Here is a 25,967-nt window from a genome sequence, read left to right as displayed (position 1 = left end):
GCCGCGAGTTGCGCTACTCCTCCAACTCGATGGCGCTCCAACCTTTCCGCGTCGCCGCGCTCGCCCTGGTGGCGGGCCTCGCCCTCCTCGGATCTCCGGCCTGCAAGAAGGGCGAGGAGGCCTCGCCCGAGCAGGGGCGCAAACCAGGGAAGCAGGCGATGAGCTTCCCGGTCGAGGTCGCGCCCGTCGCGGCGGAGCGCGTCGAGTACGCCGTGCCCGCCGTCGGCACCGTCGAGGCGTTCGAGCAGGTGCAGCTCACCACGCGCGTCGCCGGCGTCGTCGAGGCGGTGCGGTTCATGGAAGGCGACGAGGTCAAGGCGGGGCAGGTGCTCGTCGAGATCGACCCGGCCCGGTACAACCTCGCCGTGCGAGCCGCGCGCGCGACGCTCGACCGCATGACCGCCACGCAGGCCGAGGCCGCCGCCGGCCTCGAGCGGCGCGAGGCCGAGGGCGCCGAGGGCGTCTTCAGCAAGGAAGAGGTCGCGTCGTGGCGCTCCAGGGCGGCGACGACCGCCGCGCAGGTCGCCGAGGCGAAGATCGCCGTCGACCAGGCGCTCCTCAACCTGCGCGACGCCTACGTGCGCGCGCCCATCCCGGGGAAGATCCAGACGCGCACCGTGCAGACCGGCCAGCACGTCGCCGTCGGCACGGTGCTCGCGACGCTCCTCCGCCGCGACCCGCTCCTGCTCCGCTTCCAGATCCCCGCCGCCGAGGCCATGCGCGTCCGCCCCGGCATGGAGGCGCGGTTCGCCGTGAAGGGCGACGCGCGGACCTACACCGCGAAGCTCACGCACGTCGCCGACGCGGCCGATCCCGCGACGCGCATGGTCGCCGCGACCGGCGAGGTGCAGGGCGAGGGCAAGGACCTGCTCCGCCCCGGCACGTTCGCCGAGGTGACCGTGCCCGTGGGCGCGAGCGGCGACGCGCCCGTGATCCCGCAGACCGCCGTGCGGCCGAGCGAGCGCGGGTTCCTCGCCTACGTGGTCGACGGCACCACCGCGCGCGAGCGCGTGCTCTCGCTGGGGTTGCGCACGGCGGACGGGCGCGTCGAGGTGAAGTCGGGGCTCTCCGTGGGCGAGCGCCTCGTGGTGCGCGGCGCCGAGGCGCTGCGCGACGGGTCCCAGGTCCGCATCGCGACGCCCGGCAGCCTGCCCGGCGGCCAGGCCGCGGGCCACGCCGGGGAGGGCGCCGGCGCCGGCGCTGCGCCAGGGGCATCGGCCGGCGCGCCTCCGCCCACGTTGCCCGCCGGCTCACCGCCGGCGCCCGCCGGCTCACCGCCGGCGCCCGCCGGCTCGGCGCCGGCGATCTCCCCCGCCAGCTCGACGCGGAGCGCGCCGTGAGCCTCACCGAAGCGTGCCTCAGGAAGCCGGTCTTCGCCTGGATGCTGATGGCGGCGACCATCGTCTTCGGCCTCGTCGCCGTGTCGCGCATCGGCATCAGCCAGTTCCCCGACGTCGACTTCCCCACCATCACCATCTCCGCCACCCTGGAGGGCGCCGCCCCCGAGATCATGGAGCACGACGTGGTCGAGCCGCTCGAGGAGGCGGCCGTCCAGGTCGAGGGGATCCGGTCGATCACGTCGACGTCGCGCCAGGGCAGCGCCTCGGTGACCATCGAGCTCGACCTGTCGCGCGACGTCGACGTCGCGCTCCAGGACGTGCAGACGAAGATCTCCCAGGCGCAGCGGCGGCTGCCGCTCGACCTCGACCCGCCCGTCGTCTCCAAGACGAACCCGGAGGACCAGCCGATCATGTGGGTCGGGCTCTCCGGCCCGTTCTCCCCGCAGATCATCGCCGACATCGCGCGCTACCGGCTGAAGGAGAAGCTCCAGACGGTGCCCGGCGTCGGCGAGCTGACCCTCGGCGGCTACCTCGAGCGCAACGTCCGCATCTGGATCGACGCAGACCGCCTCGCCGCCAAGGGGCTCACCGTCGCCGAGGTCACCGAGGCCCTGCGCCGCCAGCACATCGAGCTCCCCGCCGGCCGCATCGAGACCCAGGGGCGAGAGCTCAACGTGCGCGTGATGGGCGAGGCGCTCGACCTCGCCACCTTCAAGAAGATCGTCATCCGCGAGGGCGATCCCAACGGAGCCGCCCAGCCCGGCGCGGCCGCGCAGCCGGCGGGCCCGCCGTCGTCGGCGCGCGCCACGGTGTACCTGGAGGACGTCGCGCTCATCGAGGACGGCTTCGAGGACGTCCGCCGGCTCGCCCGCGTGAACGGCGAGCCGGCGCAGGGCCTCGGCGTGCGGAAGCAGCGGGGCTCGAACGCGGTCGAGGTCGCGCAGGGCGTCCGCGCCGCGCTCGCGGAGGTCCAGAAGACCCTGCCCGAGGGGATGGAGGTCGGGGTGAACTTCGACTCGACGAAGTTCATCGAGGAGTCGGTCCACGAGATCGAGCTCGAGCTCGGCATGGCCATCGCGCTCACGGCCCTCGTCTGCTGGATGTTCCTCGGCTCGCTCTCCAGCACGATCAACGTCGTCCTGGCGATCCCGATGTCGCTGCTCGGCACGGTCGCCGCGATCTACTTCCTCGGCTTCACGCTGAACACCTTCACGCTGCTCGGGCTCTCGCTCGCCGTCGGCATCGTCGTCGACGACGCGATCATGGTGCTCGAGAACATCCACCGGCACGCCGAGGGGGGGAAGGACCGCGTCCGCGCCGCCCGCGAGGGCACCGCCGAGATCACCTTCGCGGCGCTCGCCGCGACGCTGGCGGTCGTCGCGATCTTCATCCCGATCATCTTCATGGAGGGGGTGGTCGGCCGCTTCTTCCTCCAGTTCGGCGTGACCCTCTGCATCGCCGTGCTCCTCTCGTACCTGGAGGCGATCACCCTCGCGCCCGCCCGCTGCGCGCAGATCCTCGACGTCTCGCGCGAGGGCCGGGGCCGCCTCGGGCAGCTCGTCGACCGCGGCTTCGAGGCGCTCTCCCGGGGCTACGGCTGGCTGCTCGCCCGGGCGCTGCGGTTGCCGGTGGTGGTCGTCCTGCTCGGCGCGCTCCTCTTCGCCGGCGCGATCGTCACGATGCAGCGGCTCCCGACGGAGTTCGTCCCGTCGCAGGACCAGGGGCGGCTCCTCGTGCGCCTGCAGACGGCGGTCGGCTCGGACATCGAGGAGACCGACCGGCTCTTCCGGCGCGCCGAGGCGTTCGTGGGCGAGCACCCGGCGGTGTCGCGCGTCTTCGCCGTGGTCGGCGGCTTCGGCGGCGGCGCCGTGAACACGGGCGTCCTGTTCATCACGATGAAGCCGCCCGAGGAGCGGTCGCTCTCGCAGGCCGACCTCCAGGGCGTGCTCCGCAAGGAGCTGAACGGCTACCCCGGCCTGCGCGCCGTGGTCCAGGATCTCTCGCAGTCGGGCTTCACGGCGCAGCGCGGCTTCCCGGTCGAGTTCTCGATCCGCGGCCCGGACTGGGGCGAGCTCACGCGGCACAGCGAGCGGATCCGGAGCGAGCTCGCGCAGAGCGGCCTCGTCGTCGACCTCGACACCGACTACCAGCTCGGCATGCCCGAGCTCCGCATCGTGCCCGACCGGGCGCGCGCCGCGGATCTCGGCGTGAGCGTCGAGTCGATCGCGACGACGCTGAACACGCTGGTCGGCGGCGGGCGCATCGCCAAGTACAACGACAACGGGCGCCGCATCGACGTCCGCGCGCGCCTGCTCGCGGAGCAGCGGAGCCGGCCCGAGGACCTCGCGCGCATCCAGGTGAGGAGCGCGTCGGGCGCGCTGGTGCCGCTCACGTCGGTCGTGAGCTACGAGGAGCTCCCCGCGCTGCAGGCGATCACGCGGCGCGACCGCGAGCGCGCCATCTCGATCTTCGGCAACATCGCGCCCGGGCGCTCGCAGGGCGAGGCGGTCGCGCGGGTCGAGGAGCTCGGCCGGGACCTGCCGGCCGGCTACCGCGTGGTGCTGGGCGGCGCGAGCGTGACGTTCCGCGAGTCGATGGGCGGCCTCATCTTCGCGCTCGTGCTCGGGATCCTGGTCGCCTACATGGTGCTGGCGTCCCAGTTCAACTCGTTCCTGCACCCGGTCACGGTGCTGACGATCCTGCCGCTGTCGATCGCCGGGGCCGCGTTCGCGCTGCTCCTGTCGGGGCACACGCTCAACATCTTCAGCATGATCGGCATCCTGCTGCTCATGGGGATCGTGAAGAAGAACTCGATCATCCTCGTGGATCACGCGATCGAGGTGCGGCGCGGGCACGGCGAGGGGGCAGGGGAGGCCATGAACGCCCGCGCGGCGATGCTCCGCGCCGGCCCGGTGCGGCTGCGGCCGATCCTGATGACGTCGATCGCGACGCTGATGGCGGCGGTCCCGTCGGCGCTGGCGCTCGGCCCGGGCGCCGAGATCCGGGCCCCGATGGCCGCGGCGGTCATCGGCGGGCTCCTCGTCTCGACGGCGCTGAGCCTCCTCGTCGTGCCGGCGTTCTACGTGCTCGCCGACGACGTGCAGGGCCGCATCGCGCGGCTCCGGGCGCGGCGCGCGGGGCGTCACGCGCCCGCCGGGCCGGCGCACCCGGCCGCGCCGGAGGGCTAGGGCCGGTCGTCGGATGCGCGGCGCTGCCCGGGGAGCAGGGCTCGCATCGATGCCGATATTCCCGCGTACTTAAACCTGAAGACAGTGCTCAAAATTGAACATGAAGGCGGGAAGGCGGGAAGGCGGGAAGAAAAGATCAATGATCTTCCTGCCTTCCCACCTTCATGTGAACTCTCTCCGGGCAAATTTGAGCACTACCGATCTGAACCACTTCATCACGCTTGCGAAGCTGCGGCAGGCGAGGACAGTTTCATGACGACCTGGATCAGCGGAGTCTGCGAAACGAACGGCGTCGACATCCACTACCTCCGAACTGGAGGCGCCAAGCCTCCCGTCGTTCTGCTGCATGGATTGATGGGGAGCGGCGCCTGCTGGACTCCCGTGGCGCGGGCGCTCGAAGGTGAATTCGACGTCGTCATGCCCGACGCCAGGGGGCACGGCGGTTCGAGCGCGCCGCACCACGGCTACCGGTACGACGATCACGCGAGCGACGTCGTGGGCCTCATCCGCGGCCTGGGGCTCTCTCGTCCGGTCCTGCTTGGCCACTCGATGGGCGGCATGACCGCCGCGGTGGTGGCGAGTCGAGGGGCGGGGGTCATCCGCGGCCTCATCCTGGTCGACCCGACGTTCTTGAGCCCCGAGCGCCAGCGCGAGGTGCGCGACAGCGACGTCGCCGATCAACACCGCCAGATCCTCGGCTTACAGAGGTCTGACCTCGTTGCGCAGGCCCGCGCCCGAAACCCGCGTCGCTCGCCCGAGCTCATCGAGCTTCAAGCCGAGGCGAGGCTGAAGACCCGCATGGCCGCGTTCGACGTCCTCACGCCGCCCAACCCCGAGGTTCGCGGCGTGGTGAGCGCGATTGACGTCCCGAGCCTGCTCGTCATCGGCGACAGCGACCCCGTCGTCACGCTCGAGATGGCGACGGAGCTGCGGAGCCTCAACCCACGCATACGCGTCGAACAGGTACAGGACGCCGGCCACGGCCTTCCCTTTCAACAACCCGAGCGCCTGGGAGAGGTGGTCCTGTCGTTCTTGCGTGAGCTCGCTTAGCTGCTCGTGCGCCTCGGCCTGACGAATCGTTGCAGCTGACGAAGGCGCGCGACGCTCCAGCCGCAGGTACAGCTCCACCCCCGCGCCTTCGCAGCTGAGCTCGAGCGCCGCTGGTGCTCGGCCCGGCCGTCGTCCCAGCGATCACCGATCCAGCCGATGCGGAGGCGGAGATGGAGATGGAGCTCGCCGTGCTCTCGGCGGTGGCGCACGGCAACGGGCCGAACGGACTCGCCGTGGTCCAGCCGGCGCTCGTTGCCCTCGGCCGGCTCGACCAGCGTTGCCGCCGGGAGAGGCGTCTAGCGGGAGGGCGAGCGACGATCCGGGGCGCGCAGCAGGTTTGCCGACACGCTCTACTCGCTCACCGACAGCACGTCCAGGTGCAGCATCTGGCCGGTGGTCGGCGCCGTGTCGTACGGTGGCAGCCCCTCGAAATAGTCCTTGGTCCAATTGGCGATCTGGCGTTCGTTGCCGTCGTTCATCACCACCTTGACCATGGCGCCGCCGTTGACCTGGATCGTCGCCTCGTAGTCCTCCTTGTGAATGTCGTGAGCGCGGTACTGATAATTGTTCAGCCAGTACGTCTGGCGCGGCTCGCTCACCTCAATCGAATATTGCTGGTAATTGATGGAATCGTTGGGGCCAATGCTACCGCCGATCATGAACGGCTTCACGGGCATCTCCCCCCCCACGATGTCCGTCGGCTCCCAGATCCCGCGCACCCGCAGCTTGACCGTGTACGTCGTGTTCGGGTCGCCGCCGAAGGTCACCTGCTTCTCGATGTGCTGGGTGTTGGGCGGATGATTGCACGTCGCCATGGACGCCAGCGGCAAGGGCGTCGACGGGTCGCACTGGGCATCGATAAACAGCTTGTCCAACCCGCTCGCATAGCTTGCCAGGTCTGGAGCGGCGCCGCCGCCGCCTGCCTCGACGGCACCACCGCCGCCACCCGAGCCACCGCCGCCACCCGAGCCACCGCCGCCGCCCGAGCCACCGCCGCCACCCGAGCCACCGTCGCCACCCGAGCCCGACGCGGCGTCATGCGTACCGGTATCGCCCGGCGCTGCTCCCCCGGTTCCATCCATGCCGCCCGTCTCGGTGCTGCTGCATCCGGCGACCGTAAGCAGCAGCGCAAGCAGGGCCATCGCCGGCGTTGCGCAGATGCTCCGCATCCCTGCGGTATCGGGACTCGGACCGGGGTCATTGATGGCGGTGATGTTCGCGCAGACGAGCCGCGCTGTAGGGAACGGAAAAATCCAGCTCATAGAACCAGTATCCTATGTTTACGACGCGCTTGCAAGAGAGGGTAGGCCAATCGTGGACCGGCGTCATCACCAGATGCGTCGCGCCGTTGCGCCTCGGCTTGCGGAGGAGGTGTCCCACGCGGCCATCGGCCAGGATCGAGAGGCGCTCCAAGCTGAACGGCGGGCGCGCGCCGTGCCAGCACAATCGCTCGAGCCCTTCGCGATCCCCCGCGCGCCCGGTGATCGAACAGCCATGCTGCAATCCTGCACGGGTCGTTCGAGTGTCCTCAGCCGCTGAGCTCGGTCGCGCTGACGCGACGGTCTGCGGCCTCTGCCAGCGTGGCGTAGGCAATATTGAACAGCCGAGTGACCTCGTTGGCTCTGTTGGTTTTATCGGCGGAACGGTGGATCGTACTTTGTTATATGTACGTTATGTCAACTGCCGGTCGACGCCGTGGGCGGTCCGAACCAGGTGGTAAGGGCGTCACCGAGGCCCTGGTCCGTGCCTTCTCCGACCCACGCGACGTAGCCGTCAGGGCGAATCAAGACCGCGGTGGGAGCAGCGACCGCGCCCAGCACCGGGAGCTCCCACGCGCCGGCGTATCGCGCGTCGACTCGCCGGACCCGATCCGCCCACGGCGTGATGTCGAAGGCGCCGGGCTCGCCGAGGTTTAGGAACACCGGTCGGGCATCGTGCAGCAGGGCGAACACGCGCTGCGGGCTGTCCGTGGTGACCACGTCGAGATCGGGCATGCGACGCCCGAGCAACGGGTGTCCCTCGCCGAGATCGTAGTTGATGTCCACACCAGACATCATCGCGACGTATTGCTGGCGAGGCGCGTCCCTCTGCATCAGCTCGGACATCATCCCGCGCAAGGCCTCGATGCGATCGTCGCCGCGATCGAGCGCGGTGAGCGCCATGGTGTTCCGCAGCACGCGGGCACCGACTGGGTGCCGCTCGGCATGGTACGTGTCCAGGAGGCTCTCCGGCGATGTCCCGTGGACCACCTGGGCGAGCTTCCATCCCAGATTCACCGCGTCCTGCACACCGATGTTGAGCCCCTGTCCGCCCATCGGGGAATGCACGTGCGCCGCGTCGCCCGCCAAGAGCACGCGGTTGTTTCGGTAGGACGCCGCCTGCCGAGCCATATCGGTAAACCGGGAGATATAGGTGGCGCTGCGAAGACCATAATCCGTCCCGTAGACAGCGATGAGCGCCTCGCGGACGTCGCGTAGGGTCGGCTTGTCGCCCTGGGCGAGGGGCGGTTCATTCAACACCATGCGCACGCTCTTGCCGTCCTCGAGCTTGCCTATCGCATTGATGCCTTTTTCACCACGGCGGATGCCCCACTCGGGCTCTTCGGCCATCTCGACCTCGGCGATCAAGTAGCTGGTCGACGGATCCCACCCTGGGAAGTCGATGCCTGCTTTCTTGCGGATCAGGCTGCGACCGCCGTCGCACCCGACGAGATACTCCGCTCGCAACGATCGGCCGTCGGACAGCTCGACATCGACGCCGCTGTCGTCCTGCGCGAAACCCGTGACCTCGCTTCGGCGATAGATCGGCACCCCCAGCTCGGAGACCCAGTCGGCCAGGATGCGCTCGGTGCGGTGCTGCCAGAGCCCGAGATAGTAGTTGTGGCGAGCCGGGATGTCGCTGATGTCGAGAGTGCCCCGCGCGAAGGGCGCGCTCCGAAACACCTGCCCTTGCGAAATGAAGCGATCGGCGATCCCTCGCTGATCGAGCACCTCGATCGTGCGTATGTACAGCCCGCCTGCGCGCAAGCCCTCGAGGTCTTGGCTCTCACGCCGCTCGACGATGGCGACGTCGACCCTCGCCAACGCCAGCTCGCCCGCCAACATCAGCCCTGTCGGACCTCCTCCGGCGATCACAACCGCGTGCTTTGTCATGGCGACACCGCGTCCGGATTCGTCGTGCATTTCGATCCTCCTGTGCATGCCATCTCTGGCTTGCGGCCGGCGACCGTACGGCACGACCCGGGGCTTGCCGCAAGCCCCCGTCTCTGGCATACGGTGGTAGTGGAGAGAGGCGGGGGTTGCTCTCCCGGAGCGTTTTGTGTGTGCCCTCTCACAGAACGACGGCGCGCAAATTTCAGCGAGACCCGCCTGCTCCCGCCGGCGTAGTGGGTCAGCGGATCCGCGGCGAAAGGCTGTCCGTCCTCCGGTGGCGCACAGCTGGCGCCGGTGTCCCCTGCGCGGGAGCACGGCCATCAGGACAGCCGCGTTCCCGGCGAAGTAGAGACAGGCCGTCCCGATGCGGCGGGCTACCGGGCTTCACCTTGGATGACGAGGAGCGCCACGTCGGCTGACGACGGGTTCCACCCGGGATGACGACGGGTTCCTCCGCGGCCGACGACACCCGCCGCCGCGATGCCGACGGCGTTGCGCGCCGCGCCGTCGTGATCCGCGCGCGCGTTCGCCCACGCTCGCCGGCCCTATCGCCGCGAGAAGCCCCTCGACATCCCGCTGCGTGCGCGCCTAGCGTGCGCCAAGCCCGGCAAACGACACAATGACCGCTCCTCAGAACCCGCTCCTCAACGACCGCGACGTCGAGTTCCTCCTCTACGAGGTGCTCGACGCGCCCCGCCTCTGCGAGCTCCCCTATTTCGCCGATCACACGCGGGAGACCTTCGACCTCTACCTCCAGAGCTGTCGCCGGTTCGCGCGGGAGGTGCTGTTCCCGACCTACCGGCCGGTCGACGCGTCGCCGCCGCGCTTCGAGGGGGGCGCCGTCGCGGTGCACCCCGCCCTCAAGCAGGTCTTCCGGCCGATGATCGAGCTCGGCGTGCTCACCGCGGCGCGGCCGGCCGACGTCGGGGGCCAGCAGCTGCCGCTCGTGGTCGCGATGCTCGCCGGCGCGTACCTGATGGCGGCCAACCTGAGCGCGTGCGGCTACCTCGGGCTGACGACCGCGGCGGCGCACCTGATCCAGACGTTCGGCGACGACGCCCTGAAGGCCACCTTCATGACCCGGCTGTACGCCGGCGAGTGGACCGGGACCATGGCGCTCACCGAGCCCCAGGCGGGCTCGAGCCTGGCCGACGTGCAGGCGCGCGCCGAGCGGACCGAGGCGGGGCACTACCTCGTCCGCGGATCCAAGATCTTCATCTCGGCCGGCGATCACGACCTCGCCGAGAACATCGTCCACCTCGTGCTGGCGCGGATCGACGGCGCGCCGCCGGGCATCAAGGGGGTGAGCCTGTTCGCCGTGCCCAAGCGGCGGCCCGAGGGCGGGCGGCTCGTCCCGAACGACGTCGAGGTCGCCGGCGTGATCCACAAGATCGGCTGGCGCGGGCTCCCGAGCCTCGCGATGAGCTTCGGCGAGCGCGGGGACTGCCACGGCTACCTCGTGGGCAACCCGCACCAGGGCATCTCCTACATGTTCCAGATGATGAACGAGGCCCGCATCATGGTGGGCGTCAACGCCGCGGCGACCGCCTCGGCGGCCTACCACGAGGCGCTCGGCTACGCGCTCGCCCGGCCGCAGGGCCGGCCGCTCGGCTCGAAGGATCCGAGGACGCCGCAGGTGCCGATCGTCGAGCACGCCGACGTGCGCCGGATGCTGCTCCGGCAGAAGGCCATCGTGGAGGGCAGCCTCGCGCTGGTCTCCACGACGGCGCGGTACGCCGATCTCGCCGCGCACGCCGCGGACCCGGCGGAGCGCGAGCGCGCGCAGCGGCTCCTCGACCTGCTCACCCCCATCACCAAGACCTTCCCCGCCGAGAAGGGCTTCGAGTCGAACGCCCTCGCGCTCCAGGTCCACGGCGGCTACGGCTACTCGAGCGAGTACCTCCCGGAGGCGTGGCTCCGGGACCAGAAGCTCAACTCGATCCACGAGGGGACGACGGGCATCCAGGGCCTCGATCTCCTCGGCCGCAAGGTCGTGGCCGGGGGCGGCGCGGCGCTCATGGCGCTCGGCGCCGAGGTCGAGCAGACGATCGGCCGGGCGCGGCGGGCCGGCGTCGAGCCCGCGTGGTGCGAGCGGCTCGGCGCGTCGATGTCGCTGCTCGGGGAGCTGACGATGCACCTCGCCGAGGCGGGGTTGCGCGGCGACGTCGAGCGGATGCTGCGGCACAGCGCGGACTACCTCGAGCTCGCCTCGATCCTGGTGGTCGCGTGGCAGTGGCTCGCGATGGCCGCGGCGGCCCGCGAGGGGCTGGCCCGGGGCGCGTCGCCCGCCGGCTTCTACGAGGGCAAGCTGTGCGCGGCGCAGTACTGGTTCTCGACGGAGCTGCCGCGGGCCCCGGCGCTCGCGGCGCTCTGCCGGTCGGGCGAGGACTCGTACGCGAGGATGCGGCCGGAGTGGTTCTGAGGGGCGCGGGGCGCCGGGGCGCCTCGAGAGGAGCGATCGAATGAAGAGGGTGGTCATCCTGGTCGGGCACGGGGCGCCGGCGGCGGATTGCCCGCGCGAGCTCGTGACGCGCCTCAAGGCGCTGGAGGGCCGCCGCGCGGCGGGCGGGGGCAGCGCGCCGAGCCCGGAGGAGCGCGAGCTCGAGGCGAAGGTCCGCGCCTGGCCGCGCACGCCGGAGAACGATCCCTACCGCGCCGGCCTCGAGCGCCTCGCCGCCGAGCTCGCCCCGATGCTCGGCGGCGCCGAGCTCCTCGTCGCCTACAACGAGTTCTGCGCCCCGACCCTGGCCGAGGCCGTCGCGACCGCCGTCCAGCGAGGCGCGACCGAGGTCGAGGTGGTCCCGTCGATGCTGACCCCGGGCGGCGTGCACGCCGAGGTGGAGATCCCCGAGGCCCTCGCGCGGCTCCGCGCCGAGCACCCATCGGTCACCCTCCGCTACGCATGGCCCTTCGACCTCACGGCGGTGGCGCGCCTCTTCGCCGCGCAGCTCGCGCGGGACGTCGGCTAGGTCGGCACCCGCACCCGCACCGCACCCGCACCCGCACCCGCACCCGCACCTGCGCACCGCCGCGCCCGCGCGCCGCTGAGCCCGCGGAGCTGCCCCCGGCATGTCCGCGGAGCAACATCTTGGAGAGCTTACCTTGTCCCTGTCCGGTGCTTACGCTACTTGATGGACGCCACCTTCAGGGGTGGCCGGACATCGGCAGGGTAAGCGGGCAAACTCGACGCGGCGCTCCTTGCTTGACACGAGACCCAGGACTCCTTCACCAGGAGAGCGAGATGTACGTCCCGACGACGGCGATCCGGCCTCAGCTCGATATTCGCGCGCAGGCGCCCGTGCCGACGAAGCACGGTGTCTTCCAGATGCTCGTGTTCCACTGGGGGGGAGCGACGAACCCCGAGCAGGGGCTATCGCCCGACCACGTCGCGCTGATCATGGGCGACGTGCGCGGCAAGTCGGACGTCACGCTGCGCGTGCACTCCGAGTGCCTCACGAGCGAGGTGTTCGGCTCGCTGAAGTGCGACTGCCGCGAGCAGCTCGAGGCGGCCCAGGCGGAGATCGGCCGCCGCGGGCTCGGCGTCGTGCTCTACCTGCGGCAGGAGGGGCGCGGCATCGGGCTCGCCAACAAGATCCGCGCCTACCAGCTGCAGGCGTTCGGCCACGACACGGTCGACGCGAACCGCATCCTCGGGCTGCCCGACGACGCCCGCGGCTACGAGCCCGCGGCCGCGATGATCGACCACCTCGGCATCGAGTCGATCCGGCTCCTCACGAACAACCCCGACAAGGTGGAGGGGCTCCGCGCCCTCGGCGTGCGCATCTCGTCGCGCTCGCCGGCCGTCGTGCCCGCGAACCCGTTCTCGGCGCCCTACCTCGAGGCGAAGCGCCTCCGGATGGGCCACGCCATCCCGTCGCTGCGCGACGGCGCGGCCGCCGAGAGCGCCGCGGCCGGCGACGCCGAGTAGCCGGGGGTGGGCGCGATGCGTCGCGACCTGCGCTGAGCCCCCGCCGGCGAGGCTGCGCTCCTGCGTGCCGGGCGCGCAGCCCGCCAGCGCCAGGCCTCGCCGCCTCCGATCGCGGACCTTGCCCATCGTCGCCTGCGCACCGCCGTCTTCCAGCCTCGAGCCGCCCTCAGGAGTCGCGGCGCAGGGTGAGCGGAGGCGGAGTGTCGGCTGCTCCCGCAGCGCGGCGGCGGAACAGCGCCACGCGCGCCAGGAGCAGCGTGGTCACAGGGACCGTGATGGAGAGCATGATGATGATGAGCCACGGGTGCAGGACGGGCCGGGACTCGATCATCGAGAAGTAGAGGATGCTCGCCAGCGTCACGCACCAGCTGCCGAAGGTGTACGCGAGCGCAGGGGGGTGCATGCGCAGGAAGAAGTCTGGCAGGCGCAGGAACCCGAACGCGGAGATGACCACGAACAGGCCGCTCAGCACGAGCAACGCAGCGACCGCCGCCTCGACCCAGAGGGGGAGCTGGTTCATTCGATCACCTCCCCGCGCAGGATGAACTTCGCCATCGCGGATGAGCTCACGAAGCTGAAGAGCGCGATCAACAGCGCGGCTTCGAAGTACGTGTCGCTCCGGTGACGAATACCCAGCACCAGCATGACCAGCATCGCGTGGAAGTAGAGCAAATCGAGCGCGAACACGCGGTCCTGCGCCCGCGGCCCGCGGATCAACCTGACGACCACCAGGACCGACGCGACGGCGTAGCAGCCGAGCGCGAAGGCAATCGCGCCAGACAGAAGTGCGCTCATTCGAAGATCTCCCTGAGAGGCTCCTCGTAGCGAGCCTTGAAATGGGCGACGAAGGCGCCTTCATCACCGACATTCCACACGTGCAGCAAGAGCGCGCTGCGGTCGAGCGCGAGCTCCGACCACACGGTGCCCGGAACCACGGTCGTCACCATGGATAACGCGGCCAGCCCGAGGGGGTCACGCAGATCGAGGGGCACGATCACGAACTTCGACTGGGGTCGCCGCCATCGCCACGCGACCACGCCACAGGCGACTTGGAGGTTCGAGAGCAAAACGTCGTAGCCGACCCTCAGGATGAAGCGCGCGACGACCAGCGGTCGCCGCACCCGGACGTTCGTCAGCCGCAGGGCCGAGGTGAGGAGCGGCACCGCCAGCGCGAGCCCTAGCCCCAGGACGACCTGGCCCACGCTCGTCGAGCGCGCGAGCGCCAGCCACAACGCGAACAGAGCGGCGGACAAGAGCGGCGCGAACACGGGCTTCTCGATGAAGGTCATGGTGCCCCCTCCTCTTCGATCGCGGAGCGCGTCGGGCCCGGTCGAGGCCTCATCGACAAGACGGCCTCGATGTACGCCTTCGGCGAGTGCAGCCCCGCGGCTGTCGCGCTCGTGGTGCGCATGACCGGCTCAGCGCACAGCGTGAGCAAGATGCAAGAGAGGACGAGGCCGAGGACGGAGGCTGCCTCGACGACCTTCAAGCTGGGCGGGAGCCGCCCGCCCGACGACCAGAAGTGTCGAATGCCCGCCCTCGCGAGGGAGATGGTGGCCGCGAGCCCCGAGAGGAGCAGCAGCCCGAAGAGGAGCCACGCGGCGGGCGGGACGGGGGCGCTGGCGCTCGCGTGGCCGCCCCCTCGGGGCGACAGGAGGGCGGTCAGCAACGAGGCCTTCGCGACGAAGCCCGAGAGCGGCGGCAGCCCTGCGACGAGCAGCGCGCAGACCATGAACGCCAGGCCGAGCAACGCGATGGATACCGGAAACGCTCGGGCGACGAGCGGCGCCTCCTCGTCATCGAGGTTGGTGTCCTCGCCTGGCTCCACGTCGAGGTCCGGCACCCGCCGCTGTCCATCGGAGCCGATGCGCTCCACCAGCTCGACGAGGAGGAAGAGAGCGCTCACCGCCAACGTGGCGCTCAGCATGTAGAACAGCGCCGCCGACGTCACCGCGGGCGTCCCCGTCCCGAGCGACGCGAGGAGCGTCCCCGACGACACGATCACCGAGAAGCCCGCGATGCGCCCGAGGGACATGGAGGCCATGAGGCCGATCGCGCCGAAGGCGATGGTCGCGAGCCCCGCGTAGAGCAGGACTGTCCCCCCGAACTGCGCTGAAGCGCCCGCGGAGAAGAGCAGCGTCCACAAGCGAACGAGCGCGTAGATGCCCACCTTCGTCATCAGCGCGAAGAGCGCCGCGACAGGCGCGCTCGTGGCCGAGTAGGCCGGCACCAGCCAGGCGTTGAGGGGCCAGATCGCCGCCTTGATGAGGAACGCCACGGCGAGGACCGCCGCGCCTGCGTGCAAGAGCCCGCGATCGCGCGCCGGGACGAGCGCGAGCTTCTCGGCGATGTCGGCCATGGAGAGCGTGCCCATGACGCCGTAGAGCACCGCGAGGCCGACGAGGAAGAGCGACGACGCGAGCAGGTTCACCGCGATGTAGTGGAGCCCCGAGCGCACCCGCGGCCACCCGGATCCATGGAGGTGCAGGCCATACGACGCCGCGAGCATCACCTCGAAGAACACGAAGAGGTTGAAGAGGTCTCCCGTGAGAAAGGCGCCGTTGAGCCCCATCAATTGAATCTGGAAGAGCGCATGGAAGTACGCGCCCGCGCGACCCCACGCGGCCTCCGCGTACAGGGCAGCGCAGAGGCTCACCACGCCGACCAGCACCAGCATGAGCGCAGAGAGCCGGTCCGCGACGAGCACGATCCCGAAAGGCGCCTCCCAGTTCGACATGAGATACACACCGACGGCGCCGGACGAACCGCCAGCGTCGGCGCCGCGCATGATCTCCAGCGCCATGAGGAGGCCCGCCAAGGCCGCGCCGATGTTGACGATCGACTTGGCGCGCTTGCGCTTCGCACCGAGCAGAAGCAACAGGGCCGCCGTCATCAGCGGCAGCACGACGGGCGCGACGATCATGTGCGGGAAGCGCTCGGTCATGGCTCCTCCCTCGTCCCGTCCACGTGATCGGTGCCGCTGAAGCCGCGCGAAGCGAGGAGCACGACGAGGAAGAGCGCCGTGGTCGCGAAGCCGATCACGATGGCCGTGAGCACGAGGGACTGCGGCATCGGATCCGTGTAGTGCTGAAGATCGGCAGGCACGCCGGGCCGCGCGAGCGGCGGCTTGTCGATGAAGATGCTCCCCATGCTGAAGATGAAGAGGTTCACCGCGTAAGAGAGCAGCGTGAGCCCCATGATCACCTGGAAGGTCCGCGGGCGCAGCACGAGCCAGATCCCGGACCCGCCGAGCACACCGATGACGAGCGCGAGCAGGGCCTCCATCTAGCTCGCGCCCTCGCTCGTCGACGACGCCGGGCTCTGGGCTGGTCGCCGGTGCGCACGTAGCGACTGGTGAGCGAGCGCCGTGAGGGTGAGGAGCGTCGCTCCCACGACGACCGCGAACACGCCGAGGTCGAAGAAGGTGGCGCTCGGCAGGTGTGCTTCGCCGATCAGCGGCAGCCTGACATGCGCGGTGTGCGTCGTGAGAAAGGGATAGCCGACGGCGAGCGCGCCGAGGCCCGTGGCCGCCCCGAGCAGCAGTCCCACGGCGATCCAGCGCACCGGACGGAGGCGCGCGCGCGCCTCCAGCCAGAGCGCCCCCGAGACCATGTACTGCATGAGCATCGCGATCGCGATGACGAGCCCGGCCACGAAGCCGCCGCCTGGCTCGTTGTGCCCACGAAGGAGGAAGTGCGCCGCGACGAGGACGGAGACCGGCAGGAGCAGGCGCGCGATGACCGCCGGCACCATCATGTATCCGCGCGCGGCGTCCTCGGCCGTGCGCGGCTTCACGAGGTCGGTGACGACGTCGGCCGGCAAGGCTCTCTGTTGCTCGGGCTGCTCGATGCTCTCCGGGGGCGGTCGAAAGCGGCGCAGGAGGGCGTAGACCGTGAGCGCGACCGCGCCGAGCACCGTGATCTCGCCGAGCGTGTCGAAGGCGCGAAAGTCGACGAGCATGACGTTGACGACGTTGGCGCCCCCTCCTTCCGGCAGCGCGCGGCTGAGGAAGAACGGCGAGATGCTGTGCGGCGCCGGCCGGGTCAGCATGGCATAGGAGAGCGCGGCGAGGCCGCTGCCGGCGCCGATCGCGAGCAGCAGATCGCGCGCGCGCCGCACCCTGTCGCGGGCCGTGACCGGACGGGAGATCCCTTCGATGCGCATCGGCAACCAGCGCAGCCCGAGCAGAAACAGGATGGTGGTGATGACCTCCACGACGATCTGCGTGAGGGCGAGGTCGGGCGCCGAGAACCACATGAACGTCAGGCAGGTGACGAGGCCCGCGCCGCCCATCAACGTGATCGCGATCAGCCTGTGGAACTTCGCCATCACGGCAGCGCCGACCGCGCAGACCGCCCCGATGACCCACAAGAGCACGAACGCAGGCGACGCGGGCAGCCTGTCCCGGTCGCCCCACTCGAGCGGGACGCCGTGCGCCGCGAGGAGCGCGAGGAGGAGCGCGACCGCGACGATCGCGAACATCTGCGTCTGGAGTCGTCGAGTCCCGACGAGCCGAAGCGCCCTCCGCGAGAGGCGCGTGAGCCCGAACAGCGCGCTCTCGAACAGCCGCCTCCCGTTGAGCCGTCCGACGAAAGGCGTGTCCTGGAGTCGCCCCTGCTCCTGATGCTTGCGCAACCAGAGGTACCCGACGACGCCGCCTGAGATGGCGACGAGGCTCATGACGAAAGGCGGGTTGAAGCCGTGCCAGATGGCGAGGCTGTAGTCGGGGAGCGTCCCACCGACCACGGGGCGGGCCGCCGTCGCGAGCGATGGCCCGATGGAGATCGTCGGCGCGACGCCGACGATGAGGCAGCTGAGCACCAGGAGCTCGATCGGCGTCCGCATCCACCGCGGGGCTTCCTCCGGCTGCCGAGGGAGATCGGTCGACGGCGGGCCGAAGAAGATGTCGTAGCCGAAGCGCAGCGAGTACACGACCGCGAAGATCGCCGCGAGCGTCGCCAGCGCTGGGAGCCCCACCTCCACCGAGGGGTGCGCGGACAAGAACATCGTCTCGGCGAAGAACATCTCCTTCGACAGGAAGCCGTTGAGCAGCGGCACGCCGGCCATCGCGGCGCTCGCCACCAGCGCCAGCGCGCCGGTGCGAGGCATGGAACGGATCAGGCCGTTCAAGCGACGGATATCGCGCGTCCCGGTCTCGTGGTCGACGACGCCCGCGGCCATGAACAGCGAGGCCTTGAACGTCGCGTGGTTCATGATGTGAAACACCCCGGCGACGGCGGCGAGCGAGCTGTTGAGCCCGAAGAGGAGCGTGATGAGGCCGAGGTGGCTGACGGTCGAGTAGGCGAGCACGCGCTTCAGATCGTTCTGGAACATTGCGATGTACGCGCCGAGCAGGAGCGTCGTCATGCCCGCGCCGCTGACGATCCAGAACCACAGCTCGGTCCCCGATAGCACCGGCCAGAGCCGCGCGAGCAGGAATACGCCCGCCTTCACCATGGTCGCCGAGTGCAGGTAGGCGGACACCGGCGTGGGCGCGGCCATCGCCCGCGGCAGCCAGAAGTGAAACGGGAATTGAGCGCTCTTGGTGAGCGCACCCAGCAAGATGAGGACGAGCGCGGCTGGGTAGAGCGGGTGTGCGCGCACGCGGTCGCCCGAGGCGAGGGCCACATCGAGCTCGTAGCTGCCGACGATGTGGCCGAGGATGATCACGCCTCCGAGGAGCGCGAGCCCGCCCGCGCCGGTCACGGTGAGCGCCATGCGCGCGCCCCGCTGCGCGTCCACCCGGTGATGCCAGTAGCCGATGAGCAGGAACGAAACGAGGCTCGTGAGCTCCCAGAAGACCACGAGCTGAACGAGGTTGCCCGAGACCACGACGCCCAGCATCGCGCCCATGAACGCGAGGAAGAGCGCGTATAGGCGCGCCACCGGATCCTCGGGGGACATGTAGTAGCGCGCGTACAGGCAGACGAGGGCGCCGATGACGGTGATGAGCACGGCGAACATCCACGCGAACCCGTCGATCCGAAGGACCAGATCGAGGCCGAGCGAAGGTACCCACGAGATCGTCTCGCGGATCACGCCCCCGTCACGCACCCGCGGGAACAGGCTGATGACCCAGGCCGCCGCGCCGGCCGACACGAGCCCTGCGCAAGCCGCGAGCTCGGACCGCGCCCGCGTCGGCAGGATCGCGGTGAGCACGCTTCCAAGAAATGGCAAGAGGAGCAGGGCGACCGCGGGCATGGCGCGCGAGTGTACTGGCTGACCCAGCCGGTTTCAGCCATATCCCGCGGTTCTCAAGCTGCGGTGCGACCTCGTCGGCCCGGGGCCGGAGGCCGCGCCGGCTACTTCTTCGCCGCGTCCTTCAGCCGCGCCTTCAGCTTGCCGGCGTAGCCCTCCTTGTTCTCCTGCTTCACCCGGCCGATCGCCAGCGCGTCCGCCGGCACGTCGCGGGTCACGGTGGTGCCCGTCGCCACGTAGGCGCCCGCGCCGATCTTCACCGGCGCGACGATCTGCGAGTCGCTGCCGATGAACGCGCCGGGGCCGATCTCGGTCCGGTGCTTCCGGAAGCCGTCGTAGTTGCAGAAGATCGTCCCGGCGCCGACGTTGGCGCCCTCGCCGATGTCGCCGTCGCCGAGGTAGGCGAGGTGGTTCGCCTTCGCGCCCTTGCGGACCACCGTCTTCTTGGTCTCGACGAAGTTGCCGATGTGCGCGTCGGCCTCGATCTGGCTGTCCGGGCGGAGGTGCGAGAACGGCCCGATCTGCGCGCCGGCGCCGATCGACGACTGCGACGCGACGGTGTACGGCTTCACCGAGGCGCCCGCCTCGACGACCACGTCCGTGAGCACCGAGCCCACGTCGACGCGCGCGCCCGCGCCGATCCGCGTCTGGCCTCGCAGCACCGCCGCGTGCTCGATCACCGCGTCCGGCTCGACGACCACGCCGGCGTCGACGCGGGCGCTCGTCCGGATCGTGACGCCGCTCCGGCGCAGCCGGTCGGCGATGCGGCCGTAGAGCACCTCCTCGGCGGCGGCGAGCTGCGCGCGATCGTTGATGCCCACGAGCGAGCCGGCGTCCCGCGCCACGACCACCGCGGCGCCGCCGGCCTTCGCCGCCTGCGCGACGATGTCGGTCAGGTAGAGCTCGCCCTGCGCGTTGTCGGTCGTCAGCCCGGCGAGCGCGCGCTCGAGGAAGGCGCCGCGGGCGAGGTACACGCCGGGGTTGACCTCGGTGATCGCGCGCTCCTCGGGGCTCGCGTCCTTATGCTCGCGGATGCCGATCACGCGCCCCGCGCCGTCGCGCAGGATCCGGCCGTAGCCCGTCGGATCGGCGACCTGCGCGGTGAGCATCGCCATCGGCGCGTCGCCCGCGCCGTCGAGCGCCCCGCGGAGCTGCGCGAGCTGCTCCGGATCGAGCAGCGGCGTGTCGCCGCACAGGATCAGCACCGCCTCGGCGGTCGCCTGGAGGTGCGGCATGGCGCAGCGGACCGCGTCGCCGGTGCCGCGCTGCTGGGGCTGGAGCGCGGTGCGGACGTTCTTTCCCTGGGCGCCGAACGCCCTGTCCAGGTAGGCGGAGACCTCGTCGCGGCCGTGGCCGACGACGACCACGACGTCCGAGGCGCCCGCGGCGAGGGCCGCGTCGACGACGTAGTGGATCATCGGCCGGCCGCAGAGCTCGTGGAGCACCTTCGGTCGGGCGCTCTTCATCCGAGTCCCTTGTCCGGCAGCGAGAACGACAGCGGTGAGCGGGGTGGGTTGGGCGGTCGCCATCGCCCCGGAGCCTATCACCCTCCGCCCCGCCGCCGTCCCCATCGCGCACGGCGAGCCTGGAAAACGCGCACTATGTCCTCATCGCCCTCACCCGCGCGGGCGGGAAGCGCTACGCGGCTCCGGCGGAATCGTCTACCCTGGCGCCGTCTCGGGGAGGTTTCCTCATGCGCACGCGTACGCTGCGTTCCTCGGCCGCTGGTGTGCTTCGGCTGGCTGCGCTCGCCGCGTCCGGCGCGGTCGCCGTCTCCTGTCACGAGCCGCTCGACACGGCGCGGAGGGCGCCCCCGAAGGCGACGCTGGGCGACGACGTCTTCGGCGTGCTCTGCGACCGCGTGGGGGCGTCGAGCCTCTACGAGGACCACACGGGCGCGTCGTACCAGCGCGTCTGCCACTACGACGACGCGGGCGTTTACCTGGACGAGGTCGACATCTTGCTGCTGCCGCCCGTCTCCGGCGAGCGGGCGGAGCGGGCGCGCAGGCTCGGCGTGGCCAAGGTCGAGGCCATGGCCCGGTGGCGCAAGGACCTCGTGCGCGCCGTCAACGCCGCGGTCCCGGACGTCGAGATCGCCAACGTCGCGGCCGGCGAGGGGGGCGGCAAGATCCGGCTGCGCGACGCCTTCCTGAGCCTGTCGCAGACGATCGCCCCGCTCTACGAGGCGAACCCGTTCGATCCGAGCCCGGAGGCGAGGGCGGTCCTGCCGGCGTCGACGCAGGGGATGGGGCGGCTCCTCGACGCGCTCATCCACGGCAGCGAGGAGAGCGCGGCCCGGGTCGAGGGGGAGGAGAAGGCGCGGCGAGAGCGGGCGCCGATCGACTGCGACCGGGAAGGGGAGGGGGTGGGGGAGGGGGGCGCGGTCGCCTGCGCCCTCTCCGGGATCTGGGGGCGAACGGGGTATCGCTCGGCGGACGCGGGGCTCGGCGCGGCGCGCGCGGCGCTCGCGTACCCGGGCCTGCGCCCGATGACCGTGGCGGCGCTCGACGCGATCGGCCCCGGCGGCCCGGGGGCGCCCGCGCTCCAGGCGCTCTTCGCGGCCGGCAAGCGCGAGCTGGCCGCGCTCTCGCCGGAGGAGCGGGCGCCGCTCTCGGTCGACGCGCCCACCGCCCAGCCGAACCGCCCGCGCACGCTCTTGGAGCTCGCGCAGGCGGCGCTGCTCGCCGAGGACGACGCGTTCGCGTCGCCGCCGTCGAGCTTCGTCGCCCGCCGCGACCGGCGCGGGTGGGTCCTCCCGCAGGGCGGCGGGGTCCCCGCGCCGTTCGCCGACGCCGACGGGGACGGGCTCGCCGACGTCGACGCCTCCGGCAGGTTCGTCGACGAGCGCGGCGAGCCGCTCGCGATCGACCCGCCGTTCGCCATCCCCGGCGTCACCCCGCCGCCGCGGGACGACTTCGGGCGCCTCTCGCCGGAGCTCTACGCCTACGTCGATGCTTCGAGGACGCTCCTCGGCGCGGCGCTGCGCGCGATCGTGCCGCTCGTCGACGGGACCCGGTACGCGCGCAAGGACGACCCCGAGCCGTGGAAGACCGAGCACGAAGGGCTCATGTACGCCCTCGCCGGCTCGATCCTGCTCTTCGGCGACCGCGAGGAGGCCTGCTACGACTTCCGGACCGACACGGTCTTGCCGCCGGACCCGACGTGCGAGGAGCGCGACGGCCGCCTGTCGTACCGCCGCTTCCGCGGCGAGGACTCGCCGCTCGCCGACCTCGCGCACGCGGTCGGCCAGGTGCTCGCCGACAAGGACTCGGACGTCCTCCTCCTCACGCTGATCGATCTGCTCGAGAACCACGAGGCGGAGCTCGCCCGCATGATGGGCGCGGCGCTGCGCATCCGCGATCTCGCCCGGGAGCACGACCGGCTGGCCGCCGAGGGCAAGGAGCCGGCGGCGCAGCTCGACGGCGAGGCGCCGCTCTGGGACGAGGTGGCGGCGGTGCTCGACCGGGCCGTCGAGCAGCCGGGGCTCGTGCCGCGCCTCGTCGAGGCGCTCGCGAGCGACGCGCTCCTCGCCCCGCACGGCAGGGCGAAGCACGCGGGCGACGCGATCGCGGCGATGCTCAGGTACCGCGATCAGTATGCGTACGACCCGGAGGACCTGAACGGTCCGGCGATCAACCTCTCGGTCGGGGCGCCATCGACGTCCGATCCGAAGACGCCGGTGGACCCGACGAAGCCGAAGATCGGCGACAACCGCTCGGCCATGGAGCGGCTGATGCACCTGATGCACGACACCGCCGGGGTGAGGCAGTGCAACAAGCGGGACACGGAGCTGAGCGTGTTCGGCGTCTCGGTGTCGTGCCCCGGGTGCGATGCGCCGTGCGAGCTGTTCCAGATCGACGACCTGGCGGCCTTCTACCTCGACTCCCTCCTGCCCGAGGGGCATCCCAAGAAGGCGGAGCTCAAGATCAAGCCCTCGGTCCTCTCGGCCCTCGTTCCGGATTCGGTGCTCGAGTTCTCCAGCGGCATCGACGGGTTGACGAGCCACCCCACGCCGGCCGCGCTGAGCCGGCTCATCTACTTCGGGGCCGACTCGGACGAGTTCCCGAACCTCGTCGATCTCGACCCGCTGCGCGAGCTGACCAACGAGACGACGAACGATTTCATCTCGGGGACGCTCGAGCCGGCCGGCACGATCCACTGCCCGAAGAACGAGCTGGGCGTGAACGAGTGCAGCTCCCCGGAGAACCTGATCCGGATCCGCCACCCGGGGACGACCTTCCTCATCGAGCGGCTCGGGCTCGGCGCGTACCTGAGCCCGATCGTGGCGGCGTTCGCCGAGGTCGCCCCGGACACCACCGGGGAGGCGATCTTGATCGATCTCTTCAGCACGGCGTACCGGCACTGGCCGGGCAAGGAGCACGGGCCGGAGTGCATCAAGGCCGGCTCGCCGGCGACCAACACGGCGTACTGCTCGGAGGCGGGGGCCAACACGTACGAGCCGCTCATGGCCGACGCGCTCCAGGCCGAGGACGTCCTGGCGTCGTCGGTGGCGTTCGCCCGGACGCTGGCCGACCGATCGGCCCCGGTGACGGTGCAGCGCGGCCCCGGGGCCGCGGCCGAGCCGCGGCAGACCTGGACGAAGGCGCAGGCGATCGAGAAGCTCGCGCGGATCTTCTTCAGCACCCGCTACGCGGGCAACGTGGGGATGGTCGATCGCCACGGAAAGAAGCAGGCGACGTGGGCCGACGGTCGGACCCAGGACCAGCTCACCGGGTTCACCCTGCTCGCGGACGCGCTGAACGGCATCGACGCGCGCTTCGCGGAGAGCGCCGCGCCCGACGCCGCGGCGCGGAAGGGCCAGTGGGAGCGGGCCACGAGCGAGCTCGTCGACGCGCTCCTCGCGGTCGAGGGGTCGGGGCCGGAGACCCGGTTCAAGAACCGCGCGCTCCCGAGGATGGGCGCCGTCGCCCTGCGCGTCCTCCGCGAGCAGCTGAACGCGCGCTGCCCCGATCGCGAGAGGACCGGGCGGTGCGCCTGGGCCCAGGAGGAGCTCGGCGCGAAGGTGAGCGACCTCGTGAGCCACCCGCTGTTCGCCGCGGCGGTCGACGTGTCGGAGGCGATCCGCGCCCACGAGCCGGCGCGGCGGGAGCTCGAGCGGTTCCTCACCTACCTGCTCGACGCCGGCGCCGACGACGCCCCGCTCCGCGCGCTGCTGCCGGCGCTGGCCGACGTCCTGCAGCTGCTCGGCGACGAGGACACCCTGATCCCGGTCCTGAAGGCCGCGTCGACCGCGCTGACCCCGGAGGGCGACCGCGGCGGCCCGGGCGCGGCCGACGCGGGGCTCGCGGCGCTCAAGGCGCTCAACGACGACCGGTACGACCGGTACCACGCGATGGATCACGTCCTCCCCGGGCTCGTGACGCCGATGAAGGACGACGGCCGCGCGCCGCTCGAGGTGTTCGTCGACGCGTTCGCGGACGTGCACCGCGTGGAGGCGGCGAGCGGCGAGCCCCTGGCGGCGGAGGACTACCGGCAGGTCCTTGTCTCGCTCCGGGACTTCCTCACCGACGAGACCCGCGGGCTCGAGCAGATCTACGCCATCCTCCGGAAGCGGCCCGTCGAGTGAGCCGCGCGCACGACACCGCGCTCCGCGCCGCGCTCGCCGCGGCGTCCGCCGCCGGGGCGCTCGCGCTGCTCCCGGGCGACGCGGGCGCGGCCGGGCTGTACTTCACCGATCGCGGCGTCCGCCCGCTGTCGCGCGGCGGGGCATACATCGCCGGCGGCGACGACCTCGGGGCGATCGCCTACAACCCCGCGGGCGTCTTCGAGGCCGGCACGCAGATCCTGGTCGACGCCGGGCTCTTCGAGTGGCGCAGCGAGCACACGCGCCAGGCGATCGTGCGGCAGGTCGACCCGAACACCGGCGAGCCGACGGCCGCGAGCTTCGTGCAGACGATGGAGCCCGTCACCGGCAGCGCGCCGGTGCTGCCGATCCCCACGCTCGGCGCGTCGTTCCGGGTCGATCCGCGGTGGGTGGTCTGGGGCGGCGTGTGGACGCCGTACGCGGCCCTCTCCAGCTACCCGGAGCAGGTGAAGGGCGCGCCGGCGCCGCAGCGGTATGCGCTGCTCACCCTCGAGGGCTCGGCGCTCGCGTTCGTCGGGGTCGGCGCGGCGTACGCGCCGTCGCCCAGGTGGCGCCTCGGCGCAGGGATCGGCGCGGTGGTCGGCACGTTCAACAGCCGCGTGATCGTCTCCGGGTGCGTCCCGGAGCGGATGTTCTGTGCGCCCGAGGATCCGGAGTGGGACATCGAGTCCGAGCTCGCGGTCGCCCCGATCGTGGCGCCGACGGGCCAGCTCGGGGCGCTCTTCATCCCGACCCCGGCGTGGCGCATCGGCCTGGCCTTCCAGCTGCCCGCCTGGGTGCGCGCGCCCGCCACCTTCCGGGCGCGGCTCCCCGCGGCGCCCGTCTTCGAGCGCGCCGTCCAGGAGGGCGAGGACGCCGACGTCTCGTTCGATCTGCCCTGGATCCTCCGCGCCGGCGTCGAGGCGCGGCCCGTGGAGGACCTGCGCGTGGAGCTCGGGCTCGGCGTCGAGGGGTGGGGCATGCACGACGAGGTCGTGGTCGAGCCCGACGGGGTGGTGCTCCGGAACGTCGCCGGCTTTCCCGAGGAGTTCCGCGTGCCTCCGGTCACGCTCCCGCGGCGGTTCGAGGCGTCGTTCTCGGCGAGGCTCGGGGGCGAGTACGCGTTCGAGGCCGCCGGCAAGCGGTGGGCGCTGCGCGCCGGCGTGAGCCTCGAGCAGAGCGCCGTCCCGCCCGAGTACGTGTCGGTCCTCACGATCGACGCGCCGAAGCTGACGACGGCGCTCGGCTTGGGCGTACACCTCGGTCGATGGCGCCTCGACGCGACCTACGCGCACGCGTTCGCCGCGGACGTGCGGGTCGATCCGAGGGAGGCGCGGCTCCCGCAGATGAGCCCGGTGCAGGGGAATCCGCCGGAGAACCCGAACATGATCAACGGCGGCGCGTACAGCGTGCGCGCGAACGTGGTCGGGCTCGGGGTGGCGTACACGTTCGAGGACGCGGCGGGCGAGCCGAAGGCGCAGACGACGAGCGAGCCGAAGGCGCCGCGCTGACGTGCCGTGACGGCCG

The 25,967-nt window shown here is 71.3% G+C and carries 17 protein-coding genes; 8 read left to right on the top strand and 9 right to left on the bottom strand.

Going from position 1 to position 25,967, the window contains the following annotated elements; genetic code table 11:
- Positions 1-29: 29 nt before the first annotated feature.
- From WME98_RS04090 to WME98_RS04080, 3 genes are all read left to right on the top strand, one after another.
- Complete coding sequence (locus WME98_RS04090; protein WP_437950060.1) at positions 30-1,340, top strand: efflux RND transporter periplasmic adaptor subunit; 1,311 nt, start codon at positions 30-32, stop codon at positions 1,338-1,340.
- Complete coding sequence (locus tag WME98_RS04085; RefSeq protein ID WP_437950059.1) at positions 1,337-4,528, top strand: efflux RND transporter permease subunit; 3,192 nt, start codon at positions 1,337-1,339, stop codon at positions 4,526-4,528. The genes WME98_RS04090 and WME98_RS04085 overlap by 4 nt, the downstream gene beginning before the upstream one ends.
- A 252-nt stretch (positions 4,529-4,780) precedes the next feature.
- Positions 4,781-5,578 (top strand): alpha/beta fold hydrolase, encoded by a 798-nt coding sequence (locus tag WME98_RS04080; protein WP_437950058.1) that lies wholly within the window; start codon positions 4,781-4,783, stop codon positions 5,576-5,578.
- A 350-nt stretch (positions 5,579-5,928) separates the two neighbouring features.
- Here WME98_RS04080 and WME98_RS04075 read toward each other — a convergent pair whose 3' ends face one another.
- Both WME98_RS04075 and WME98_RS04070 read right to left on the bottom strand, forming a co-directional pair.
- A complete protein-coding gene (locus WME98_RS04075; protein WP_437950057.1) occupies positions 5,929-6,840 on the bottom strand; it encodes a hypothetical protein in 912 nt (303 codons plus the stop codon).
- Between the two features lie 414 nt (positions 6,841-7,254).
- Positions 7,255-8,760 (bottom strand): FAD-dependent monooxygenase, encoded by a 1,506-nt coding sequence (locus tag WME98_RS04070; RefSeq protein ID WP_437950056.1) that lies wholly within the window; start codon positions 8,758-8,760, stop codon positions 7,255-7,257.
- Positions 8,761-9,349: 589 nt separating this feature from the next.
- Between WME98_RS04070 and WME98_RS04065 the strand changes: the two genes are divergently transcribed.
- The 3 genes from WME98_RS04065 (at position 9,350) to ribA (ending at position 12,658) form a co-directional block, all read left to right on the top strand.
- Positions 9,350-11,152 (top strand): acyl-CoA dehydrogenase, encoded by a 1,803-nt coding sequence (locus WME98_RS04065; RefSeq protein WP_437950055.1) that lies wholly within the window; start codon positions 9,350-9,352, stop codon positions 11,150-11,152.
- Between the two features lie 40 nt (positions 11,153-11,192).
- Positions 11,193-11,699: a sirohydrochlorin chelatase gene (locus WME98_RS04060; protein WP_437950054.1), complete on the top strand. Its 507-nt coding sequence runs from the start codon at positions 11,193-11,195 to the stop codon at positions 11,697-11,699.
- Positions 11,700-11,971: 272 nt separating this feature from the next.
- Positions 11,972-12,658, top strand: a complete 687-nt coding sequence (gene ribA / locus WME98_RS04055) for a GTP cyclohydrolase II (RefSeq protein WP_437567008.1) — start codon at positions 11,972-11,974, stop codon at positions 12,656-12,658.
- 166 nt (positions 12,659-12,824) lie between these two features.
- Here ribA and WME98_RS04050 read toward each other — a convergent pair whose 3' ends face one another.
- The 7 genes from WME98_RS04050 to glmU form a co-directional block, all read right to left on the bottom strand.
- A complete protein-coding gene (locus WME98_RS04050; protein ID WP_437950053.1) occupies positions 12,825-13,178 on the bottom strand; it encodes a Na+/H+ antiporter subunit G in 354 nt (117 codons plus the stop codon).
- Positions 13,175-13,453, bottom strand: a complete 279-nt coding sequence (locus WME98_RS04045; RefSeq protein ID WP_061628449.1) for a K+/H+ antiporter subunit F — start codon at positions 13,451-13,453, stop codon at positions 13,175-13,177. The genes WME98_RS04050 and WME98_RS04045 overlap by 4 nt, the downstream gene beginning before the upstream one ends.
- Positions 13,450-13,947, bottom strand: coding sequence for a Na+/H+ antiporter subunit E (locus tag WME98_RS04040; RefSeq protein WP_437950052.1), 498 nt, complete (start codon positions 13,945-13,947; stop codon positions 13,450-13,452). Before WME98_RS04040 ends, WME98_RS04045 begins: the two co-directional genes overlap by 4 nt.
- The gene (locus tag WME98_RS04035; RefSeq protein ID WP_437950051.1) at positions 13,944-15,602 is read right to left on the bottom strand and encodes a monovalent cation/H+ antiporter subunit D; all 1,659 of its coding nucleotides are present in this window, start codon (positions 15,600-15,602) and stop codon (positions 13,944-13,946) included. The genes WME98_RS04040 and WME98_RS04035 overlap by 4 nt, the downstream gene beginning before the upstream one ends.
- Positions 15,599-15,943, bottom strand: a complete 345-nt coding sequence (locus WME98_RS04030; RefSeq protein ID WP_061628451.1) for a Na+/H+ antiporter subunit C — start codon at positions 15,941-15,943, stop codon at positions 15,599-15,601. Before WME98_RS04030 ends, WME98_RS04035 begins: the two co-directional genes overlap by 4 nt.
- A complete protein-coding gene (locus tag WME98_RS04025) occupies positions 15,944-18,859 on the bottom strand; it encodes a monovalent cation/H+ antiporter subunit A (protein WP_437950050.1) in 2,916 nt (971 codons plus the stop codon).
- A 101-nt stretch (positions 18,860-18,960) separates the two neighbouring features.
- Positions 18,961-20,385 carry a bifunctional UDP-N-acetylglucosamine diphosphorylase/glucosamine-1-phosphate N-acetyltransferase GlmU gene (gene glmU / locus WME98_RS04020; RefSeq protein ID WP_437950049.1) on the bottom strand — a complete coding sequence of 475 codons (1,425 nt, stop codon included), beginning with the start codon at positions 20,383-20,385 and terminating at the stop codon, positions 18,961-18,963.
- Between the two features lie 164 nt (positions 20,386-20,549).
- Between glmU and WME98_RS04015 the strand changes: the two genes are divergently transcribed.
- On the top strand, positions 20,550-24,443 hold the full coding sequence (locus WME98_RS04015) for a hypothetical protein (RefSeq protein WP_437950048.1): 3,894 nt from the start codon (positions 20,550-20,552) through the stop codon (positions 24,441-24,443).
- Positions 24,440-25,951 (top strand): OmpP1/FadL family transporter, encoded by a 1,512-nt coding sequence (locus WME98_RS04010; RefSeq protein WP_437950047.1) that lies wholly within the window; start codon positions 24,440-24,442, stop codon positions 25,949-25,951. Before WME98_RS04015 ends, WME98_RS04010 begins: the two co-directional genes overlap by 4 nt.
- Positions 25,952-25,967: the final 16 nt, after the last annotated feature.

Source organism: Sorangium sp. So ce296 (genome assembly GCF_051529605.1).
Lineage (GTDB): Bacteria > Myxococcota_A > Polyangia > Polyangiales > Polyangiaceae > Sorangium > Sorangium cellulosum_D.
The sequence above is the reverse complement of the archived record's forward strand: the minus strand, read 5'-3'. Positions and strand labels throughout refer to the sequence as shown.

Excerpts from the sequence above, each read along its gene's own strand:
- WME98_RS04035 (WP_437950051.1), bottom strand. The coding sequence starts at position 15,602 with ATGACCGAGCGCTTCCCGCACATGATCGTCGCGCCCGTCGTGCTGCCG.
- WME98_RS04065 (WP_437950055.1), top strand. The coding sequence starts at position 9,350 with ATGACCGCTCCTCAGAACCCGCTCCTCAACGACCGCGACGTCGAGTTC.
- ribA (WP_437567008.1), top strand. The coding sequence starts at position 11,972 with ATGTACGTCCCGACGACGGCGATCCGGCCTCAGCTCGATATTCGCGCG.
- WME98_RS04060 (WP_437950054.1), top strand. The coding sequence starts at position 11,193 with ATGAAGAGGGTGGTCATCCTGGTCGGGCACGGGGCGCCGGCGGCGGAT.
- WME98_RS04070 (WP_437950056.1), bottom strand. The coding sequence starts at position 8,760 with ATGCACGACGAATCCGGACGCGGTGTCGCCATGACAAAGCACGCGGTT.
- glmU (WP_437950049.1), bottom strand. The coding sequence starts at position 20,385 with ATGGCGACCGCCCAACCCACCCCGCTCACCGCTGTCGTTCTCGCTGCC.
- WME98_RS04040 (WP_437950052.1), bottom strand. The coding sequence starts at position 13,947 with ATGACCTTCATCGAGAAGCCCGTGTTCGCGCCGCTCTTGTCCGCCGCT.
- WME98_RS04025 (WP_437950050.1), bottom strand. The coding sequence starts at position 18,859 with ATGCCCGCGGTCGCCCTGCTCCTCTTGCCATTTCTTGGAAGCGTGCTC.
- WME98_RS04080 (WP_437950058.1), top strand. The coding sequence starts at position 4,781 with ATGACGACCTGGATCAGCGGAGTCTGCGAAACGAACGGCGTCGACATC.
- WME98_RS04075 (WP_437950057.1), bottom strand. The coding sequence starts at position 6,840 with ATGAGCTGGATTTTTCCGTTCCCTACAGCGCGGCTCGTCTGCGCGAAC.
- WME98_RS04015 (WP_437950048.1), top strand. The coding sequence starts at position 20,550 with ATGCGCACGCGTACGCTGCGTTCCTCGGCCGCTGGTGTGCTTCGGCTG.
- WME98_RS04030 (WP_061628451.1), bottom strand. The coding sequence starts at position 15,943 with ATGGAGGCCCTGCTCGCGCTCGTCATCGGTGTGCTCGGCGGGTCCGGG.
- WME98_RS04045 (WP_061628449.1), bottom strand. The coding sequence starts at position 13,453 with ATGAGCGCACTTCTGTCTGGCGCGATTGCCTTCGCGCTCGGCTGCTAC.
- WME98_RS04090 (WP_437950060.1), top strand. The coding sequence starts at position 30 with ATGGCGCTCCAACCTTTCCGCGTCGCCGCGCTCGCCCTGGTGGCGGGC.
- WME98_RS04050 (WP_437950053.1), bottom strand. The coding sequence starts at position 13,178 with ATGAACCAGCTCCCCCTCTGGGTCGAGGCGGCGGTCGCTGCGTTGCTC.